Origin of the sequence: Microcoleus sp. K1-B1 (genome assembly GCF_036704705.1) — a bacterium.
Lineage (GTDB): Bacteria > Cyanobacteriota > Cyanobacteriia > Cyanobacteriales > Microcoleaceae > Microcoleus.
Window position 1 is genome coordinate 57,393 of sequence record NZ_JAUBSH010000005.1, and the last position, 17,794, is coordinate 75,186.

Below are 17,794 nucleotides of genomic sequence, written 5' to 3' on the forward strand. Positions count from 1 at the left end.
TTATTCCCAATCAAACTGCCTCCCCAAATATTCCTCTAATTCCTGATTGTAAGGTCGGAAATAATCGCTCAACCAATCGCGAACAGATTCATTGATCGGCTGGTAAGAACCGGGATTAGCATTTTGGTATTCAGACAATTGATATTCCGGCAAATCTAAGAATCTTAAAACTTGTTTGACAGTTGTCGCCGCATCTGCATAAAAATCTTCGCTTTTCAAAATTAGCAACTGTTCTCTGGGAAAGAAAGTCCGCCAGTTTTTGATAAATTCTATGTACCTACCGCGAGCTAAATAATTCCCCGGTTCTTCGCCGATGATGTATTCGGGATTTTGATTCAACCGTTCAATTTCATCGCTAATTGCTCGATCGAGCGATCGCGCTTCCCAATTTAAGCCAGCCAAGCGGTAAAATTGAGAAATCGCCCGATCGACCGGATTTCGCAAAAGTACAATCAGTTTAGCCTCTGGAAACCCGGTGTAGAGCCGTTCCGGTGCTTCCCGATAGTCAAAATAGCTCGGACTTGCTTCGCCCGTCAAAAATTCCTCTCCCGAAGGCATGGGTGGAAAATGAGCCAAATACCAATCAATCCCTCTCTCAAAGTGCCACGAAAAAAAATCCATTTCCTTTTTAATCGGAGTCAAAATTTGCGGGTGTTGAGCTAAATAAGTATACAGAGAAGTCGTGCCACACCGCTGACAACCAATAATTATAAAGTTAGGAACTTTGACGGGTTTTAAGTTCCAATTTTGTGGAACAGGCATCTTGCCTGTATCTGCTTGTGGAACAGGCATCTTGCCTGTATCTGCTTGTGGAACAGGCATCTTGCCTGTTCTCTTACTGAGAATAGATGCCAAACCTTGTTTGTAACTGACAGTTCGATAAAAATCAATCGCCTCGGCAATTTTACCTTGCCTCGTCAAAGCTTCCCCCAAATTCAGATAAGGCCAAAAAGCCTCCGGTTTAGCTGCAACAACTTCGCGGCACAAGTTCTCAACTTCATCCAGCTTGTTTTGCCTAACAAAAACTTCCCACAAATTGTAATAAAACCACCAAGGAAGATCGGGATTTATTTCTATTGCTTGGAAAAATGCCGCCGCCGCTTCCTCCCAATATTTTTGCTGGCTAAAAACAGCACCTAAATTGTAATAAGACCAGCAATCATCTGGTTTTTGGGCGACAGTTGCGCGAGATGAGGCTAATGCGCGATCCTCTTCTAGGGCAACGCTTACGCACTTTTCTTGCTGCTGCAACAACTCCTCTAATTCCGCTGACAGTTCTGCACACCTCGGCATATTTGTCAATATAAAATTGTAAATAATAAGGGCGCTTTTTGGGCGATCGTACTTGGCTAAATTCTCTCCTAACTGCAAATAAAAATCCCAATTGTCTGGTGTAATTTGCAATTGAGATTGTTCTAACACTAAGTTTAAATCCGACTCTGTTTGTCCGAGAGCGTATCCCAATTTCTCGTAAATTCCCGGCAAATTTCCGTCAATTTCAATAGCTTTTAAATACGTAGCGATAGCTTCATCCCACAGTTTTAGTTTAGTTAAAGCGTCGCCTAAATTGCAAAAAGACCAAGCAAAATCAGAGTTAAGTGCAATCTCGCAGCGGTAAGCAACAGCAGCTTCTTCCCATCGCTGAAGTTTCAGCAAAGCATCGCCCAGATTGTGATAAGACCAAGAAAAATCGGGATTTAACTCAACAGCTTTTTTGTACGCAGCGACAGCTTCCTCCCATTTTTCAAGTTTCAGCAAAACATCGCCCAAACTGTGATAAGACCAAGAAAAATTAGGATTTAATTCAATAGCTTTTTTGTAAGCAGCAACAGCCTCCTCAAACCTACCCCTTTCTTGCAGGGAATTCCCCAAATCGTGGTAATCATTATCCATGCAACACTCCTGCAAGACTCATTAATTTCTCCAGCGACTTCAAATCCACCCGCATATCTTTATGTCCCAGATATTTCTGAGTTTTGTCATCCACCAAATCGCCCAGTAAATAGTAATGTTCCAAACCGCACAAATTGCTAATCATCCAATAACAATGCGGCACGTAAAGGGGAGAAAAAATCTCAATTACCTTAGTTCCAGGACTGCAAAAAACTAGATTAGTCAACCCCCCTCCGTGAGGGGCAACAACTACTTTAGCAGCAGCCAAACACGATGCTTGTTCCGCTACCGACATCGTTTCCAACTTGACACGGCGAAACCCGAATTTTTCTAAGTATTGAATTACCTCTTCATCGTTGACGAGTCGCCGATAGGATGCTTGTTTACGGGTGATATAAATTCGCTCTGAATAGTCTGCGTTTAGTGGCTGTTGTTCATTTAAAAATGTCTGTTTGAGATATTCACACTTCCATTTAGAAACCGCGCCCGATCCGTCATAAGATATTGACGGAACTATTAATTTATCGGCAGTAATGTGTAAATTGCAGCGACTTTCTAAAAGTTTATCTTGAGGAATTCCTAATGTCTCCAAAGTTTCTGCTTGATAGGAAGAATCCGAGGCATTGACAACAAACTTATCTATAGTTTCTCTCAATCCGCTCCGCTGCAAAAGGTCAAATCGCGTCATCACATCAAACATCCAATGAAAATAAGCAGCTCCACCCCAGCGAGCCGATAAAAAAGCCACATTTCCATCGATGTGTTGAGCGGGAGGCAATTTGTCGGAAGTGATTACCAATTCAGCACAACCCATTGAAATATCAGCAACAAGTTTATTGTCTGAAGTAATCACGGCGGTAGTCACAACATCTGCCCAAGCTCGTCCGTTTGGCAATACGGCAACAAAAGCTTTTCTGGAATGACTTTGATGCTCCCAAAATCTGCGACTGCTGTCGATTGTTTTGGAATCAGATAAATTAATTTGACTCGCAGGATAGATGTCAATGCAGGTGAGGTGGGGATTGGATTCTGCTGCAACAATCAAATCTTCTGTAAACCCACAGTATTTTTTGAGAACACTTAAGGGTAATATTTGATTGCTGCATTTTTCCCGATCGCTCTCATCGGCTTCTCCTTGTTGTTCCAGAGCATAACCTATGTTATCGTAAGCTTCAAACAAATCCGGTTTAATTTGCAGGGCTTGAACTAAATTAGTGATTGCAGGTTCCCACTGCTGTTTAGCCATTAAACTCAAACCCAATCCTTCGTAACACCAACAAGATTTTGGATCGAGATTGATGCCTTTTTCATAAATGGCGATCGCCCTTTCCAATTCCCCTTGCTTCCGCAGTGCATCACCCAACTTTTTGTACAGCCAACTATGATCGGATTCTAGCTCAATAGCACGAGCAAAGGCTACTGCTGCTTCGTGCCAATTTTCTTGTGATTCCAGAACTTCCCCCAAACAATTGTACAACCAACAATCATCGGGATTTAATTCAATAGCTTTGCGGTAAGCCGCCGCGGCTTCTTCCCAATTTTCCAGTGCAACCAAAGCCTTACCTAATCTATCGTAAGACCAACAAAAATCGGGATTTAGTTCCACTAACTTGCGGTAAGCAATAGCAGCTTCCTCCCACTCAGAAAGCTCCATCAGCACATCGCCTAAATTGTTGTAACTCCAACAAAAATCGGGATTTAACTCAATAGCTTTGCGATAAGCAGCAGCGGCTTCGCCCTGTTCCTCAATCGCCTGCAAAGTTTCCCCCAAAAAGTGGTGAACCCAACTAAAATTAGGGTTGAGTGCGATCGCCCGTTGGTAAGCGGACCGAGCTTCGTCAAACAGTTCTTTCTGTTGCAGAGTTTTACCCAACTTGTGGTAAGTTAAGTAGTTGCCCGACTTAATTTTAATAGCTGTTTGATAGCGGGCGATCGCCTCATCCAAATAACCCGCATTTGCCGCAATATCGCCCAACTTTTCCCAACCCAGAGACAACAGAGTTTGCTCTTCGCCCAAACTTTGATTACAGATTTTTTTGACAATCAGTTGATAGCCTTTGTGTACAACTTCTAACTGACTTCCAAACATCTCCAAAAAAACATCTATCCCAATTTTAGTATCTTGCTCCGGACTGTCGGGAAACGTAAACTCGTAATCGTCAAAAATCATCAAGCCCCCAACTTTCACCAACCTCCAAGATAAAATCGCATCTTGCAGAGCACTGGTGGGTTTATGACAGCCGTCAATGTAAGCAACATCGTAATGTTCCGAATTCAAATTCACTAACAAATCTTGAGAGTAACCTTCTAATTCAATTACCCGATCGGCTGCTCCCGTTTTAACAATATTGCCCTTAAACTGTTGTTGATAATACAAATCTATACAAGTAATCTTTGCTGTCGGATGAGTTAAAATATTATCCAGCAGCCAGCAAGCCGACATTCCCTGAAAACTGCCAATTTCCACCACTTTAAAATCCGTAATCCCGGTAAATTCCTGCAAATGCCGTTTCCAAATAGGAATATTGTGGGTAAACCAATCTTGAGTAAATTGATAATTTTTCGCCACACACTCAGGCCAACTCCTCAATTCTGCCGCTTTTTGGTGGCAAATGATTGCTTCTTCCAATTCCCCTAATTGCGGTAAAATATTTCCTAAATCGTTGTAAGCCTTAGAATTGCTCGGATCTATTTCTATTTGGTGGCGGTAAGTGGCAATTTGTGCGTATAACTCCTGTTGTTTCGCCCGAACATCATTCAGTTGGGCGACAACTTCCGCAGCATTGGGTTCAATTTGCAGTGCCATGCTATAAAATACGATCGCACCTTCCAACAGCTTTTGTTTCGCTAAAATATTGCCTAAATTTATATAAAACTCTGCTCCATCTAACTCAATTCCCAGCAAGCTGTGGTAAATTTTCCCGCTTGCAAGTACCTCGATACCTTGACAATAAGTTGCGATTGTGCTGTCTAAACCCGAGGCGCTGCGCTTCCGCAAAACATATCCCAACTTCTGATTGATTCCCATCAAATTCTGCTCAATCTGAACCGCGTGCAGGTAAGCGCTAACAGCTTCATCCCATGATTGTTCACTGCTTAATGCAATTCCCAAATTGACATAAAACCAAGGAACATTGGGATTTATTGCAATAGCTTTGCGGTAGCAAATAATAGCTTCGTGCCACAGTTGTTTTTGAGCCAAAGCTTCCCCTAAACAATTGTATGTCCAGTAGGAATTATCATTAATTTCAAGAGCCTGACGGTAACATTTAATAGCTTCATCCAACTCGCGCTTCTGCACCAAAACATTACCTAAACCCACGTAAGCACGAGCGTACTTGGGATTGAGTTCAATGCTTTTGCGGTAACAGGCGATCGCCCGATCTAATTCTCCTCTCTCCGCCCAAGTTTTACCCAAACTGTGGTAAGATTCAAACGAATTTGGATTGATGGCAATGGCTTGTCGGTAATTGGCGATCGCCTCATCCCACCGCTTCTGACCAACCAACATTTCTCCCAAATTGTGATAAGCTGTTGCCAGTTGCGGGTTTAATCGAATTGCCCGCGCATAACACTCCATAGCACGATCGAACTTTCCCAATTCAACCAAACTATTTCCCAGAGTCACGTGCTCATCAGCAGTTGCCCACTTCGGCTCAATATTAAAAGCTTGATACCAACAGTCTGCCGCCTCTTCTGGCTTCTCTAACTGCGTCCAAATTCTCGCCAACTGCCGATAAACAGCAGCAAAATTCGGCGCTAGCGAAATCGCTTTTTCACAATTGGCGATCGCCTTTTCCCACTGTTTTGCTTGAGAATACAAAATGCCGAGATTAGCATAAACTTCCGGCAAATTTGGATTGCGATCGATCGCCCTTTCATACCACTGCTTAGCTTGCTCGATTTCACCTCGAACCTGCATCACCTTTCCCAGCGTCTGGCAAGCGACAGCCAAATTCGGTTCAATTTTCAACGCTGACTCGCAAGCAGCAACTGCCTCATTCAACTTTCCTTCGGCTAAATAAAGTTCTGCTTGCCGACTCAAATCAACCGCTGCCTTTTCCATCTTCTCAATCGAGGGCATAATTAAACTTGCTCCAGACACCAACTAACTCAAACCCACCACCTCAACCATCCTTTTCAGCGAACTCAAGTTCACTAAAATATCCTCAGTCAGCGAATTCTGATACATCAACTGTCTAATAGGATAGCATTCAAAAGCCTCCCCCGTTAAAAAGTAATGTTCCAACTGCAAATATTGACTGATTCCCCAGTAATAATGGCTGATATAGTGAGGCGACACCAACTCAATTACTTTAGTTCCCGGGCGACAAAAAATTGTATTTGTCAACCCGCTGCCGTGGGCTGCAACTATTACCTCAGCATGGTAAAAATGAGCAATTTGCTCTGCCAAAGACAAGGACTCAGGTAAAATAGAAACAAAGCCAAAGTTCTCCAAAACCTCAACCACATCTTCCTCGTTCAAAACTCGTCGGTATCTTGCTTTGCTGCGGCTGATGTAAATGCGTTTTGGATAGCTTGAACTAGGTAGAATTCCCTTGAGAAACTCCCGCCTCAAAAAATCCATCGCCCACCCAGAAGGCCAGCCCAAATATCCCGCAAAAGACGGCACAATTAACTCGGTTGCTTGAATGTGAGGCAAGCGATCGCTCTCCAAGACTTTTTCTTCGGGAATGCCCAGAATTCTTAGACTTTCCCGCTGAAATTGGTGCTGACAACTATTCACCAAAAACCAATCAATTTCCGCCAAATCCCTACCGCTGAGCCGCAGCAATTCTATCCTAGGCAAAACGTCAACCATCCAGTGAAAATAGACATTTCCCGACAAACCAGAAAGCACCGCCACGCTGCCGTCAATTTCCTTGAGAGATGGAAAAGATTCTAACTGAAAAACGCTGTGTTTTCTAATATCATGTTTTTCGCATCCAGGTAAAAACCCCGGATAATCTCTCGACACATCAGCCAACAAATAATTGTCAGGAGTAATTACAGCGATCGCCTTGCAAATCAGCCAATAATTTTCCTGCGGCACAATCCAAACTCGCCCGTTAGAAATCTTTGCCACAAAAGTCTTGGGCGACTCCACAGGTATCGGTTGCGAGTTGGACAAACGACAAACTCCCCAACCCAAATGCACCGGATCGAACCACTTAGAAAGTCGCTGCAAACACAGCCCGCAAGTTAACCCGGCACAATCGGAATTTGCTAATGTGGAATTGGATCTGGCAAATTGGGAATTCGGAATATTTTCTGCACTTGCTTGGGGTGCAGGTTTCCAAAATATTTCCACATAATTGTCAGCATCCAACTTAGCATTAACCAGCCAATCCCAAGTCGATAAATAAATACCGTGAGGAGGTTTTATAGAAGTGCTATCTGACCAGATAAAACTCTGTTTTTTCCACTCTTTCTGCTCTCCATACCCGTGCAATTGCAACTCTAAAACTTTTTGATAATAATCGATCGCCCGTTCCCAGCGCCCCTGTTTTTCCAGCAGTTTTGCCAACTCAAAATAAACCTGCGGTAAAGCAGGTTGAATCGTCAAAGCTATGCGGTAAACTGCAATTGCTGCGCTGAACCGCTGTTGCTGGGCTAAGGAATTTCCCACCCGCCAGTAAATCTCTGCATTTTGTGGCTGAATTTGCAAAGCTTTTTGATAATAAGCGGTGGCCGATTCATGTCCGCCGTACTCTGTTAAAGCATTTCCCAAATGCAAGTAAATTTCGGCTAAATTATCGCAAATTTCAGCAATTGGTAATTGGGCATTGGGAATTGGGCATTGGGCATTGGGAATTGGGCATTGGGCATGGGAAATAGTTTCTTTTTCTTCCTTCTTCCTGACATCCGTTACATCCGTTACATCCGCTACAAAATCCGTTGCCGAACTTCCTTCTTCCTTCTTCCTTCCAGTTAGTGCTGTGAGAAATCGATCGCACGCAGCGATCGCCCTTGACAATTCATCATCTTCTACCGCCGCAACTCTGCGCCTGTCTCCTAAGCGGCAGTAAGCCTCAACAAAATCAGGCTTCAGAGCTATCGCCCGCTCAAAATAAGGCATGGCTTCAGCAATTTTGCCCAAAACCATCAAAGAAAACCCGGCGTCTGTATAGCCTGAAATATAGTCGGAATTTATATCGATCGCGCGATCGAAACAAGCAACCGCCGCCGAATGTTCCCCCTGTAATTGCCACGCTTTCCCCAGATTGTAGTGAGCCAAAACCATGTCCGGCTCCAACTCAATAGCTGTGAGGTAAGATGCGATCGCCCGATCGGGACTTTTGTCCAGCAAGGCTTGACCCAAATTATTGTGCAGCGTCGCCCAATCCGGCTTAATCTCGATCGCCCGCTGGTAAACATCGATCGCCTCAGCAGCGTGATCGTCCTTGAGCAAAATCACACCCAGATTGCTGTAAGCTTTAACGTAATCCGGCGCCAAGGCAATCACCTGTCGGTAGGTATCCATTGCCGCTGTGAGCTGACTATTTTCATCTAAAACCACAGCCAGATTGTATAAAGCATCGAGATAATCCGGTTTTTGGGCGATCGCCTTTCGGTAACAGTCGATCGCCCCCAACAAATTACCCTGCTTGTGAAAAACATTTCCCAAGTTATAATGAACTTGCGCCCAATCTGGTTTCAAATCCAGAGCTTTTCGGTAGTGAAAAACCGCCTCATCCAGCCACGCATAGTCGCTGTAAAGTTGACCCAAATAAGCATGAGCCAGAAAAAACTGGGGCGAAATCTCCAAAGCTTGCACAAAAGCGTCTCTTGCCGCCGTCGGATCGCCTTGAGCTTCGAGAATTTCGCCTAAAGTCGTGTAAGCGGAGGGCGAAAATGGTTGAAGTTCGATCGCCTTTTTGCAAAACTCGATCGCCTCAGTTAACTTCCCCCGGTTCAAATAAATTTGGGCTTGCCGGATATATTGTTCAGTGCTCATTGCTAGCCAGCAGTTGCGGTTTCTTTACCGCTTCAGTAAAACTTAGAAATTCTAATTTAAAAACTTTTTAAGCTGTTGCGGCATTTAAATTGTATGTCCAAAAAAATTAAAGTTTTGTGGGGAGTAGGGGTTGGGCCTAAGAGCCCGCCCTGAATATACAATTTAAATGCGCGACAGCTTATTTATATTTTGCCCGATCGGGCGATCGATTAATTTTATCAATAACTGTCGATCGATTTTTTTTAACTGCCCCTGCTGTAGTTCTTGCATTGAATATTTCAACCTCACCCCGCTTGTAGCAGAGTGAGGTTGAAATCCTTTAAAACTATCGGCTTTGTGAGAACAGTCCCGAATCTTATCCGGTGCTGCCCCACAACAGCCAGTTGTTTTAGAACAACTCGAAGTTGTTCGAGGTAATCGTCAGGCCAGGCTGCAACTGAGCAATAGTTAGCACTCCGTTGTTGCTGTTGAAGTACAACGCACCGCTTGTTGGGTCGTAGACTAACTTGTTCGTCGTGGCTGCTCCTGGGGCGGCTGCGTTGAAACCAGAAACGACAACAAACTCGCTTGCCTCGAAGCTGCTACCCAAACCAGCGAACACACCGCCCTGCTTCAAGCGGATCTTATCTTCGCCTGGGGTAAAGTCAGTGATCGTGTCTACGCCATAATCGCCACCGCTGGAGAAGAAGTAGAACGTATCGCTGCCAGCACCGCCCGTGAGCACATCAGCGCCTCTGTCGCCAGAGATAAAGTCATTGCCAGCACCGCCATTGACAGTATCGTTATCTTTACCGCCGTACAGGCTGTCGTTGCCGTCGTCGCCGCCGACAACATCGTTGCCTTGGCCGCCAAAGACTGTATCGTTGCCACCGCCACCGAGTACGGTGTCGTTGCCTCTGTCGCCAGAAATCAAGTCATTGCCATCGCCGCCGTCTACGAGGTCATCACCTTTACCAGCAAAGATGAAGTCATCGCCGCCGCGGCCAGCGACCACATCGGCGCCGCTGCCTGAAAGGATGGTATCGTTGCCGTCGCCGCCGCCGACACTGTCATTGCCGCCGCCGGTAATAATCAGGTCGTTGCCACCGCCACCAGCGACCACATCGTTGGCCCCAAAAGTCAGGATGATATCGTTGCCTGCGCTGCCGTTCAACCTGTTGTCGGCTTGGGTGCCGATAATGTTTGAGCCACCGCCTGGTAGAGTTACTGAACTTACTGGCTGTGTTGGATTAGTTACCTGTGTCATTTACACTCCTCCTAAAAGATCAATCATTTTTCTACAATACACTTTTCCCTCCAAAGGGATTCAATAAATGAAACCGGACATCGGTTGAGACCCTAATTGACCCGGCTGCTATAAGCTGTCATGTAATTTAAATTGTCAGCAGCGAGCCTCGGAGCGCGAGTTGAATCCTGTATTCGTTGAGCAGCAAATCTCGGTTGTTTCCTGCTTTTGACTCTCGACTCCACCACTGCCTCCTCTAACACGAAAATATTCCACTTAAACGTTTGCGAGTTTACCATAATGACTGTCGGTGTGGCTAGTCATTATTAAAACAATAGCCGGAAGATACACAGAGACCATTTTTAATGGGAGTATGCTCTCAAGATTGAGAAGTTGCACCGGGCCCTTGGCACTGTCATCGCCGGAGAGTTCGATCGCCCGCAATGGGGCTGGAACTGAGCTGCGATTTCTTTTAAGTACACTGTACTTGACCAGACTTTTGATTTTCGCCAATAGTTCCCCAGAAATCAATATTTTTTAACTGGCTTTGAAAGCAAGCCGGCGCACGCTGGAGACCGTATTTAATCAAAAGTGCGTCCCAACCCAGTCGCAGACGGACTTTTGAGCCTCATCACCTTGATGTTTCTAGCCAAATAACTCACGCTCAACGCAGGATTTTGGCTAAAAAACCCAGTTTTTCAACCACAATCCGTCATTTCAACCATGATCGGTATCCATCCGGACAATCATACAATGCAGCGCTCGTCTTTTGGTGAAGTTGGGATGAATGGTGGACCGATAGATTTGTGACGGTACTGTCACTAGATTTTAGATTTTAGATTTTAGATTTTAGATTTAGTCCACAGATGAATCTGGGAACTGGAACTAGGATATAAAATTTGGGGCTGCTGGCGACTCCTGCCCCAGTTATGGGTTAGCCCAATTGTAGTTATGAATAATTTACCTGTTTATCATGAATGCTGAAGCCGTCATTTTTTTGATAGCATCTATCGGACCCCATGTAAAATTCTTACCTCGATACTCGCCGGATATATCTCCGAGCGAGTTGTAGTGGGCAAAAATCAAAGCGATTTTCCGTTCTGAGGGAGATCCACCTTCAAATGTTCTTGATGAAGCGATTACTAAAGATATAAATGCTTTTACTGATGAAAATGCTTGACCATCCTTTCATCACTCTGGTCTCTTTTGAGAACAAATTAAATAGTTAAATTTTGTGGTACATTCGATGGCTAATACCTGTGAATTAAAGTATTAAGTTTTTAGCCAATAGTTGTTTGCTAATTGTTGTTAACTTCGAGCTGATCATTAACGATTAGCAATTTCCCGGAAATTTGGTTCCGCATTCATTCAGAGAAAATCTCTACTATTTATTCCTAGCGGTGTGCTGCTAGTTGCGCTGGTGACGCGTTGGAATTGCTCTGACTATCGTACTTGTAGATGTGAGCGTCACTCTCGAAAATATAATTGATGGAAGTAGCTCCATAGTATGCCAGCGCTAGCAGCGACAATAGATGAAGAACTCTATAAATTGGTTTCTCAGATACTTGGTTCATTTTGACTCCTACTTTTTATGCAAATAACGAATTTGGATACTGTGACGGCACTTTTTTTTAGAAGTTCCCCAACATCTCGCACCTCTAAAAATGTAGCTGGCTCCTGTTATACACTCCTGATGCCCGATCGCCCAAAATAAGTGGTACCTGAGATTTGAAACAGTTTTTGTTGCCTATTTCATATTGCAGTCTCTGCCTTGAATTGTGTATCTAACTGCGGTAAGAGTTAGGGATTTTGGGCGCAAACGAACTCTACAATTTCCTGTGTAGAGCTACTACGATTTGAAGAAAGGGAGCTGAAAAAGCTTAAAGGGCAAAGAGTCTAGCGGTTTTTCCACGCCTCGCCAGGATTTTCCCACCTTCGATTAATGGTACGTAGCGGCCGGAAGCAATAAAACTTCTTAAGTTGGTCAGCGGCAGGCGAAAATATGTCTGAAGTTATATTTTTGCAAGCAACAGGCCATGTTAAATTACATATTAATTTTGAGCTTGGTTGAGGTGGCCGATAATTTTTGAGGAAAAAAATGTTGCGGTCGCTGTCCGATAATTTCGCTCTGACAGTTTTGCCTAAACAATTTTGACAATCAAGCATCCAGGATACAAGCCCCCGGATTCATTCCGAAAGCAGACTCAGGACCCAGAAATAAAAAACCTGTATCCGATAAAGGAGCCCCCGAATTTATCCGTGGGGTCAATGCTTCAATTCTAAAATCTAAAATCTAAAATCTAAAATCTAAAATCTAAAATCTAAAATCTAAAATCTAAAATCGATTGACTGAGCCGCACCCTTAATTCACAATGTGACAGAAGAAAATTAGGCATCAGTCGATTGGATACTTCGGCGTGAGACCTTCGGCGAGCGCTGAGTCAATCTCGCTTAGTTGAACGATTTGAGATTTGAGATTTTTTCATTCAACAGAGAAATCGGAGAGCTTGAAGAAAAGCCTAAAATTAAGGGCTGCTAGCGACTCCTGTCGGAAACTTGTAGCCGTTTTTGGGCGGGTTCAAAAAGCAGAAGGCAGAATTGGATATCGGTAAAAAAATACTGTTTTAGGATTCAGAATTTTTATTGGATTCTACCTTCTCGCTGCATTTCTTTACAATTAAACAAGATAAATTACTCGCTGCCAGGAGCGATGCACGCCGAATAATTTAGGGCGAGATAAGCGACTGTGTTGAAGCCAGTTACTTCCACAATTTTTTATAATTCTTGATCGCATTGAGCTGTTTTTACCACAGACTTTTTGCTGGTAATTTGCAAAAGGGATAGGGGCAGAACAACAGGCCAAAACAGAGGCCCCATTATTAAGGCTATCCAAGATATCACGTCTTTTTTAGATGTCGCAGTATCATTCAAAAAACTTTTGAACCAAACAAGAAAAACGATTAAGGCAATCGAAAAGTAGCTAATCATTATCATTTTTTTACCTCCCTGTCTATAGATGGGATAGAAGTATTTATAATTATTGTATCTCAGGCCGTGGCTCGCCGATCGCAACTTTATGCCCTGAGCTGCAAGCTGCAAGTGTCTAAAACCCAAAGTTTCACAGCTAACCAAGTACATAGCCTGCGATGTTAAGCGGACGTACTCCCGCTGCGCGACGGCATTGGGAACTCAAATCCTTGCGCTCTGAGCTTTTCGAGGTTTTGTCAAACCTTGAGGCTACCACCCCTATCATAGCTTATGCGATCGAGGTCTTGGGTTTGCTGTGATTTAAATCACGTATACTGGCAGACTTCGGTCACAAATCGAGCCAAGAACGATCACACAGCTTACCCGACTGCAATCACCCTACTCTTTTGTCAAATGCTCGATATTATAATAGTCGAGTTCAACGAGATTTCATGCAAGCTCTGACTTTAAAATCTGATCGAGCGATCGCTGAACTGTTCTATCAAGTCACTCATTCAGGCAATCTGACTCGCACTCAAAGCCACGGATTGCGCGAACTCTGCCAAAGCGCTCTCAGCGAAGACGCCAGAGATGCAGTCAACCGCCTGCTGCACGCCATCCGCCGCGGATGGGTCAGGATTTCCGATTAGTCTCCTCACACAAGAAGTGGAGATGAGTATTTCTACTTTCTCTCCTGTCAAGCTTTGCCAACAATAAGATTTTCGTGAGTAGGTCGCTCCATTAACCCTCTCAAAAAAAAATTGTACTGCGATCGAAAACCTCGAACCGGTTTCTTGAAGAAGCCGGGATTTTTGATTTGAAGCAGCCAGTCGATTTGAGATTTGAGATTTGAGATTTTAGATTGACTTCACAGATGAATCTGGGAGCTTGAACTAGAGCTTAAAATTTGGGGCCGATGGCCGCTCCTGTCGGAAACTTGTATCGGTTTTTGGGGGGGTTATTAAGTATATCCACGGAACAAAGACCACACCAAGAAACTAGGTAAATGTAGGTAAAAGCGAGTTTCTAAACAGGCTAAAAGTTTTACCTTGAATTAAGCCATGCGATTTAGCTAGCAGTCATTAGTAATCTCTTAATAGATAAATCTTAATTTATTTGTCACCGTTTCTTAACCAAAAGTAGAGATGTGGGGGTTGCCAGAAGCGAGGAATCGGGACGGGGTTTGTGTTTCAAGTAGCAGGGCTATCGAGGACATATCCGATTCCCTAGTCAGGCTGACACAAATCACTCATCAAGAGCCAATGGATCACATTTACTCCCGTAGTTGAATCACATAAAAATTGGAAAAATCAGTCAATACTGTCAAGAGTGAGTTCAAAAAAAAACACATGATGACAACCCAAACGCTTTTACCTCAATTTACGATTGCAGAGCTAGTCTTTCAGGTATATCACTCCGGTCTGCTGACTCCCACTCACCGACAACAGCTCAAGACAGCCCTGTTAAATGACTGTCTTACCGAAGAAGATCAAACAGCCATCAACCGCTTGCTCCACGCCGTTCGCCGAGGCTGGCTGAAAGTTGTAGATTAAAGTCGGTTCTAAATTTTTTGCCACTACTCTTTAAATGCACTGTCACTTGAAGGCAGAATTAAATCCCCTTAAAAAAATCAGGCATTAGCCTAAATGTAGGGTGCGCCACAGGCACCCTGCCGTTTTAACTTCTATTTTCTCAGCTTATTTAGTCAGAGATTGTGCCGTCAGGCATCATAGCCTCTCTCAAATTCGCTTCATTCAAATTTGTCCCGCGCAAAGAAGCTTGATGCAAGTTTGCTCCCCGGAGATTTGCTCCCTTAAGGGAAACTCCGCTCAAATCTGCTTGATGGAGATTTGCACAGCTCAAGTTAGCTCCGCTCAAATCGGCTCCCTTCAAATCAGCTTTTTCCAGATTTGCTTCCGTCAAATTAGCCCAACTCAGATTTGCTTGAGTTAGGTTAGCACGGCTGAGGTCAGCTTGTGTTAAGTTCGCATCGGTTAAATTTGCTTTGCTCAGGTTGATTCCGCAAAGCTTTACTTCTGTCAAGTTGGCACCTTGCAAGTTAGCGTTAACTGCATAAACTTGAATCAAAATTGCCCCCTGAAGGTTTGCATCTCTCATGTCTGCACCCCTGAGACTCGCCCCCGTTAAATCGGCCCCGCTGAAGACGACACTCCGCAAGATGGCTCCGCTCAAGTTCGCTCCCACCGCCTCGCATTCGCCAAAATTAGCGGACATGAGGTTGGCTTGGGAGAGGTTGGCTTGACTGATATCTGCTTGATACAGATTAGCTCTGTAGAGGGTGAGACCGATCGAATTTGCACCTTTTAAATTAGCGTGACTCAGGTCAATATCGCGCAAATTTGTCCTTGACATATGGGCACCACTCAGGTCTACTTTGTGAAAAACCCGTTCTCCGCCTGCATACCGTCTGAGAAGTTCATCTGCATCCATGTCATTTTCCCCAAAATAATTAATAATACCTTTGATATTTAAATAATATTAGGAATGAGTGACCTTTACGTTTCTTGGTCTGAATACCATCGAAAAATTGAGGATTTGGCTGTAAAGATTGATGAATCTCAGTGGAAATTCGATCGAATTGTCTGTCTGGCGAGGGGAGGGCTGCGGGTTGGGGATACTCTGTCGCGGATTTTCGACAAACCTTTGGCGATTTTAGCGGCCTCGTCTTATGGTGGGGCCGAGGGAAATGTCCGGGGCGCGATCGAGTTTGCCCGCGATTTGACAATGGTGGGCGATAATTTGGGCAGCCGCATTCTCCTGATTGACGATTTGGTGGATTCGGGAATTAGTTTAGAGCAAGGTATCGCTTGGCTGAAGAGTCGCTACGGCGAGGATATTCAGGAAATTCGGACTGCTGTACTCTGGTACAAGGCTTGTTCTGTTGCAAAGCCGGATTATTATGTAGATTATTTGGCTGACAATCCTTGGATTCACCAACCTTTTGAAATGTACGAAAAGATGAGTGCCGCTGATTTGGCGGCGAAAGTTGCGAGTTAGTCTATAAAAGGCTAACATCTGGTCAACTTTTTATAGGGTTTTGCCGATATTTTGCACTTTTTGGCATAATCCGTCAGCGGTGGAAACCCGTGTCTCATAGCTAAAGTCCTCTCAAAGAAAACTGAATATTTATTAAGGTTGGGCAGTCGGTTTGAACTCAGATGTTGCACCATTCTCAATCAGCTTTTTATGAACAGGCAAGATGCCTGTTCCACAAGAAAATTCACTCTTTGTGGAACAGGCATCTTGCCTGTTCCTGAGCATGGTGCAAGATATAAGTTTCAACCGACTTTAGCTATGAGACGGGGAATTAATGCACTCCTAGGGCTTGTGGGTAAGTGCAAGTCTGCTGATACAATTAGCGAACCGAAAGAATACGATCGCCCAATTCCATACTATCTGCCAAAACTTCCTGTCGCGCCCACCTATCCGCCGCCAAAATATCGTCTAAACCAGGACTTTCACAGTTATCGGCTTGATGTTTGTCGCACGCCTTTTCAATCAACTTGGGAATATCCAAAAACTGAATTTTCTCCTGCAAAAATAGTGCTACCGCCTGTTCGTTTGCCGCATTCAGCACCGCAGGCATCGAACCGCCCGCACGTCCCGCCGCATAAGCCAACTGCATACAAGGATACTTTTCGTGGTCTGGTTCTCGGAAAGTTAAATCCCCAGCTTTTACCAAATCCAGCCGTTCCCAATCTGTATGAATTCGCTCCGGCCAAGACAAAGCGTAAAGCAGCGGCAAACGCATATCCGGCCAGCCCAATTGCGCCAAAACTGAGGTATCTTGCAGCTCAATTAACGAGTGAATTATGCTCTGAGGATGGATGACAATATCAATGTCGTCATAATCCATTCCGAATAAGTAATGAGCCTCGATTACTTCTAATCCTTTATTCATCAAAGTAGCAGAATCAATCGTGATTTTCTGCCCCATCGACCAATTCGGATGTTTCAAAGCATCGGCTACTGTTACTCCTGCTAATTTGTCGATCGGCAAATCTCGAAAAGAACCCCCCGAAGCAGTGAGAATAATTCGCCGCAACCCGCCAACCATAACACCTTGCAGGCACTGAAAAATTGCTGAATGTTCCGAGTCAGCAGGTAATATTTTAACGCCGTATTTTTCGATTAAGGGGTTGACAACAGGGCCCCCTGCGATTAATGTTTCTTTATTGGCTAAGGCAATATCTTTGCCTGCTTTGATAGCTGCAATTGTTGGCAGCAAACCGGCACAGCCAACTATGCCCGTGACGACGGCTTGAGCGTCGCCGTATTGGGCCACTTCGACAACGCCTGACTCGCCAGCAAGTAAAATAGGTTGAGGGTCGAGATCGGCGATCGCCTCCTTCAATTCCAGTAATTTATCTTCGTCGCAAACCGCGACAATTTCCGGTCTAAACTGGCGAATTTGCTGGGCCAGCAACGTTACATTTCGTCCGGCGGTTAACCCGACAATCCGAAATTGATCCGGGTATTGAGCTACAATATCCAGAGTTTGAGTGCCGATGGAGCCTGTGGAGCCGAGAAGAGTTATTGCTTTCACAATTTTTTAATGTTTTGTGGATTATTCTAATATTACGATTGCGGGGATAAAAATTAGTGGTTAACTATTGCGTGGAAAGCACATTCGATGGAATCATATTTTGAGTGACCGAAACCATCCAGGATACAAGCCCCCGGATTCATCCGTGGAGAAATAAAAAACCTGTATCCGATACACAAGCCCC

At 44.3% G+C, this 17,794-nt stretch carries 9 protein-coding genes; 3 read left to right on the forward strand and 6 right to left on the reverse strand.

The window, feature by feature from the left end:
* From QUA83_RS02960 to QUA83_RS02975, 4 genes are all read right to left on the reverse strand, one after another.
* Complete coding sequence (locus QUA83_RS02960; protein WP_333291385.1) at nt 1-1,893, reverse strand: tetratricopeptide repeat protein; 1,893 nt, start codon at nt 1,891-1,893, stop codon at nt 1-3.
* The gene (locus QUA83_RS02965; protein WP_333291387.1) at nt 1,886-5,977 is read right to left on the reverse strand and encodes a tetratricopeptide repeat protein; all 4,092 of its coding nucleotides are present in this window, start codon (nt 5,975-5,977) and stop codon (nt 1,886-1,888) included. The genes QUA83_RS02960 and QUA83_RS02965 overlap by 8 nt, the downstream gene beginning before the upstream one ends.
* A gap of 24 nt (nt 5,978-6,001) precedes the next feature.
* Nucleotides 6,002-8,851, reverse strand: a complete 2,850-nt coding sequence (locus QUA83_RS02970) for a tetratricopeptide repeat protein (protein WP_333291389.1) — start codon at nt 8,849-8,851, stop codon at nt 6,002-6,004.
* Nucleotides 8,852-9,239: 388 nt separating this feature from the next.
* The gene (locus QUA83_RS02975) at nt 9,240-10,097 is read right to left on the reverse strand and encodes a calcium-binding protein (RefSeq protein WP_333291396.1); all 858 of its coding nucleotides are present in this window, start codon (nt 10,095-10,097) and stop codon (nt 9,240-9,242) included.
* A 3,398-nt stretch (nt 10,098-13,495) separates the two neighbouring features.
* On the opposite strand from QUA83_RS02975, the gene QUA83_RS02980 reads away from it, so the two are divergent.
* Both QUA83_RS02980 and QUA83_RS02985 read left to right on the forward strand, forming a co-directional pair.
* Nucleotides 13,496-13,693 (forward strand): hypothetical protein, encoded by a 198-nt coding sequence (locus QUA83_RS02980; RefSeq protein ID WP_242724634.1) that lies wholly within the window; start codon nt 13,496-13,498, stop codon nt 13,691-13,693.
* A gap of 702 nt (nt 13,694-14,395) precedes the next feature.
* Nucleotides 14,396-14,596, forward strand: coding sequence for a hypothetical protein (locus tag QUA83_RS02985; RefSeq protein ID WP_333056545.1), 201 nt, complete (start codon nt 14,396-14,398; stop codon nt 14,594-14,596).
* 148 nt (nt 14,597-14,744) lie between these two features.
* Here QUA83_RS02985 and QUA83_RS02990 read toward each other — a convergent pair whose 3' ends face one another.
* Complete coding sequence (locus QUA83_RS02990) at nt 14,745-15,494, reverse strand: pentapeptide repeat-containing protein (RefSeq protein ID WP_333291397.1); 750 nt, start codon at nt 15,492-15,494, stop codon at nt 14,745-14,747.
* A gap of 54 nt (nt 15,495-15,548) precedes the next feature.
* On the opposite strand from QUA83_RS02990, the gene QUA83_RS02995 reads away from it, so the two are divergent.
* Nucleotides 15,549-16,061, forward strand: coding sequence for a phosphoribosyltransferase family protein (locus QUA83_RS02995; RefSeq protein ID WP_333291399.1), 513 nt, complete (start codon nt 15,549-15,551; stop codon nt 16,059-16,061).
* A gap of 358 nt (nt 16,062-16,419) precedes the next feature.
* On the opposite strand, the gene dxr is transcribed toward QUA83_RS02995, so the two are convergent.
* Complete coding sequence (gene dxr, locus QUA83_RS03000) at nt 16,420-17,610, reverse strand: 1-deoxy-D-xylulose-5-phosphate reductoisomerase (RefSeq protein ID WP_333291401.1); 1,191 nt, start codon at nt 17,608-17,610, stop codon at nt 16,420-16,422.
* Between the last annotated feature and the right edge of the window lie 184 nt (nt 17,611-17,794).